Source organism: Streptomyces capoamus, assembly GCF_014654935.1.
Taxonomy (GTDB): Bacteria; Actinomycetota; Actinomycetes; order Streptomycetales; family Streptomycetaceae; genus Streptomyces; species Streptomyces capoamus.
The window spans coordinates 368,658-371,105 of the sequence record NZ_BNBF01000004.1 but is presented as its reverse complement, the minus strand read 5'-3'; the positions used below and the strand labels follow the sequence as shown (position 1 = coordinate 371,105).

Annotated in this window: 2 protein-coding genes; one reads left to right on the top strand and one right to left on the bottom strand. The window is 69.0% G+C overall.

What is annotated here, in order from left to right; genetic code table 11:
• Window positions 1-859, top strand: an 859-nt coding sequence (locus tag IE312_RS09805) for an aldo/keto reductase (protein WP_229899426.1), incomplete at its 5' end; no start/stop codon positions are given.
• Between the two features lie 535 nt (window positions 860-1,394).
• Here the strand turns inward: IE312_RS09805 and IE312_RS09795 are convergent.
• Window positions 1,395-1,700: an antibiotic biosynthesis monooxygenase gene (locus tag IE312_RS09795; RefSeq protein ID WP_189980311.1), complete on the bottom strand. Its 306-nt coding sequence runs from the start codon at window positions 1,698-1,700 to the stop codon at window positions 1,395-1,397.
• Between the last annotated feature and the right edge of the window lie 748 nt (window positions 1,701-2,448).

The window sequence follows — 2,448 nt, the reverse complement described above, 5'->3', positions numbered from 1 at the left end:
CGTGGGCAAGGCCGTCCGAGACCGCCGCGACGATGTCGTGCTCGCGACGAAGGGGCACTTCCCAGTCCGTTTCAAGGACGAGGACCCCAACCGGCAGGGCAACTCACGCCGTTGGCTCACCAAGGCCGTCGACGACAGCCTGCGTCGCCTGGGTACCGACCGCATCGACCTCTACCAGGTGCACCGCCCGGACCCGAGCACGGACATCGATGAGACGCTCTCGGTCCTGTCCGACCTGGTGCGCGCGGGCAAGCTCATGGCCATCGGGACCTCGGACTTCCCCGCCGAACAGCTTGTCGAGGCCCAGTGGACCGCCGACCGCCGGAGCCACATCCCCTTCCGCACCGAGCAGCCGCCGTACTCCGTCTTCGTGCGCGGGATCGAGGCGGACGTGCTGCCTACCGCGCAGAAGTACGGACTCGGCGTGCTGACCTGGAGTCCACTCAACAGCGGCTGGCTGACCGGGCGGTTCCGCCGCGGCGAGCCGATCGAGATGAACTTGTTCCGACAGGCGGTCGCCCACAAGTTCAACCTTGACCTGCCGGGCAACCAGCGCAAACTCGACGCTGTCGAGCGGCTGTCGGCCTTGGCGGACGAGGCGGGAATCTCCCTGACGCACCTGGCGCTCGCCTTCGCGTCGACACACCCGGGCGTCACCTCTGTGATCCTCGGTGCCCGCACGGTCGAGCAACTCACCGACCAGCTCGCCGCCTCCGAGGTCCAGCTCGACGACGAGATCCTCGACCGCATCGACGAGATCGTCGCCCCCGGCGTCACGCTCAACCCCGCGGACATCGACTACAGACGACCGGCGCTGACCGACTCGGAGCAGCGCCGCAGGCCCGCCCGCCACCGCTGACGGCGGTCCGGAGTTCCTGAGGCACACACCGGATCAGGCTGCGACCCGTGAATTGATCTTGCATGTACGAGCGGTATGGCCCACGGGCCTTCGTGGCGGAGCCTGCTCGCCCGGCTGGTGGAGGTGGTGCAGGAGGTGAGGGTCTGGGCCGCTCGCGGGCAAATTCACCAGCAAACACCAGCAAGCTCCACCTGAGCGCGGATGGCCGCTGCCGCCCGCTGTCCTTGGTCGTCACCGCGCGGACGACGAGCGGACGGTACCCAGTTCAAGGTCGTGCTCGAAAAGATCCGCGTTCCGCGCATTGGGCCGGGCCGGGCCGGGCCGGCCACGCACGAAACCCGACAGTCTCGCGGCCGACAAGGGATACAGCAACACTCCGTGCCGCATCTACCTGCGGCGCCGGGGCATCCGGCACGTCATCCTGGAGAAGGTCGACAGTCAGGCCGCCCGGCTTCGACGAAGAGCGGTACAAGAAGCGGAACACCGTGGAGCGGGCGATCAACAGGCTCAGGCAGTCCCGGGCTGTGGCTACCCGCTATGACAAGTCACGGGGTTCGGCGAGAAGGTCGTCCACCACATGACATCGAATGGTGGGGAGGTGCTCAGCGATCGCCTCACTCATCATGGCTTCCCCTTCGGCGTCCACGTCTGGGCACCCCTCGCGAGTGGCGGCATCCGGCCACCGTGCGTACGCCACCCAGGTGCCGTCATCGGCCTGATGCAGACGTGATCCGTAGCTGCCGCAATGCTTGTGCATCGCTTGTGTCACGCGGTGCCAACCAGCTGCGAACTGCTGCTCCTTGCCTTCGTGCAAACGCCACCGGTAGATCACAGCGAACATGACACAACCTCCCCCTTTGGCCTCCGCGCCTCCGGAGTCCGGTGGGCGTGCCCTGCATACCCACCACACTCCGGATCGGAACTGTACATGCCAGCCTGTTGGGTGGGGGCGGTCTCTGACGACGAGGTCAGGTCGTCGTCGGTGAGCGGGGCGCCGACGGAGGAGAGATTCTCGGCGATCTGCTCGGGGCGGGTGTATCCGACGAGGACGGCGGCATGGCGCCCGCAGGGTCCACCCCACGGATGGCGGCCCGCGGGCACCGGTTTTGTACGGCGGTTGTTTGTTCGGCGTCGTCCGCGCGACGCCGAACAAACAACCGCGGCAATACCGGTACCGGCTTGGGGCGGGACACGGGGGAGCACCGTCCCGGGGTCCGGGGCGTGGAAGGCGACCGGGACCCGCAGGGTGCGGCCCGCCCCAGGCCAGTCCGACAGTGCTGGCACGCGCGCAGGGACGCCCGTCCCGGCGGTCCCGGCCGACTTCGATGCCGACGGCGCCGTGCGGCTGTGGGACATCGAGTTTGTCGGCCGCGGCATCAGCCGCGGCCGACGCGGGTGCACACTGGCCCTGCGGCAGGGGATGCCCCGCCGGTGCACGAGAGGGAGACGCCGGTGGGTGACGAGAAGGCGCGTGAGACGGACGGGCCGGCTGAGGCGGCGGCGCTCGGTCTGGAACCGCACCCGGAGGGCGGCTGGTACCGCCGTCTGTGGACGGCGAGCGAGCAGGTGGCCACGGAGCGGGGCCCGCG

What these genes read in the sequence shown, in the direction of transcription:
- IE312_RS09795 (WP_189980311.1), bottom strand. Translation starts at nt 1,700, where the DNA reads ATGTTCGCTGTGATCTACCGGTGGCGTTTGCACGAAGGCAAGGAGCAG.